1 pseudogene is annotated in these 1,131 nt (G+C 69.8%); it reads left to right on the top strand.

From position 1 onward, the window contains the following. Positions 1 to 1,131 (top strand): annotated as a pseudogene (locus AB0B29_RS37705) (alpha-1,4-glucan--maltose-1-phosphate maltosyltransferase); the annotation flags it as partial.

Raw genomic sequence — 1,131 nt, 5'->3', positions numbered from 1 at the left:
CCGCTGCGGGACCTGGTCACCAGCAGCGAACCCCTGCCCCTGCTCGTGGAGCGGGAGCGGGCCCTGTACGGCTCCTGGTACGAGTTCTTCCCCCGCTCCGAGGGCACCCCCGAGCAGCCCCACGGCACCTTCCGCACCGCCGCGCGCCGGTTGCCGGCGATCGCCGCGATGGGCTTCGACGTGGTCTACCTGCCGCCGATCCACCCCATCGGCACCACCTTCCGCAAGGGGAAGAACAACACCCTCTCCCCCGGCCCCGACGACGTCGGCGTGCCCTGGGCGATCGGCTCGCCCGAGGGCGGCCACGACGCCGTCCACCCCGGTCTGGGCACCCTGGAGGACTTCACCTGGTTCGTGGACCGCACGCGGGAGCTGGGCATGGAGGTGGCGCTGGACTTCGCCCTGCAGTGCTCCCCGGACCACCCCTGGGTGCACAAACACCCCGAGTGGTTCCACCACCGTCCCGACGGCACCATCGCCTACGCGGAGAACCCGCCGAAGAAGTACCAGGACATCTACCCCATCGCCTTCGACGCCGACATGGACGGCCTGGTCGCGGAGACGGTGCGGGTGCTGCGGCACTGGATGGACGCCGGGGTGCGGATCTTCCGGGTGGACAACCCCCACACCAAGCCGGTCGTCTTCTGGGAGCGGGTGATCGGGGAGGTCAACCGCACCGACCCGGACGTGATCTTCCTGGCCGAGGCGTTCACCCGGCCGGCGATGATGCACACCCTGGCCCAGATCGGCTTCCAGCAGTCCTACACCTACTTCACCTGGCGCAACTCCAAAGAGGAACTGACCGAGTACCTGACGGAGCTGTCCGGTGAGGCCGCCTCCTACATGCGGCCCAACTTCTTCCCCAACACCCCCGACATCCTGCACGCCTACCTCCAGCACGGCGGCCGGCCCGCGTTCGAGGTCCGGGCCGTCCTCGCCGCGACGCTGTCACCGTCCTGGGGCGTGTACTCCGGCTACGAACTGTGCGAGAACACCCCGCTCAGGGAGGGCTCGGAGGAGTACCTGGACTCGGAGAAGTACCAGCTCCGCCACCGCGACTGGGACGCCGCCGAACGCGAGGGCCGCTCCATCGCCCCGCTGCTCACCCGGCTCAACACCGCCCGGCGGGAG

The sequence above is a fragment of the Streptomyces tibetensis genome (genome assembly GCF_040647715.1).
Taxonomy (GTDB): Bacteria; Actinomycetota; Actinomycetes; order Streptomycetales; family Streptomycetaceae; genus Streptomyces; species Streptomyces tibetensis_A.
The sequence above is the reverse complement of the archived record's forward strand: the minus strand, read 5'-3'. Positions and strand labels throughout refer to the sequence as shown.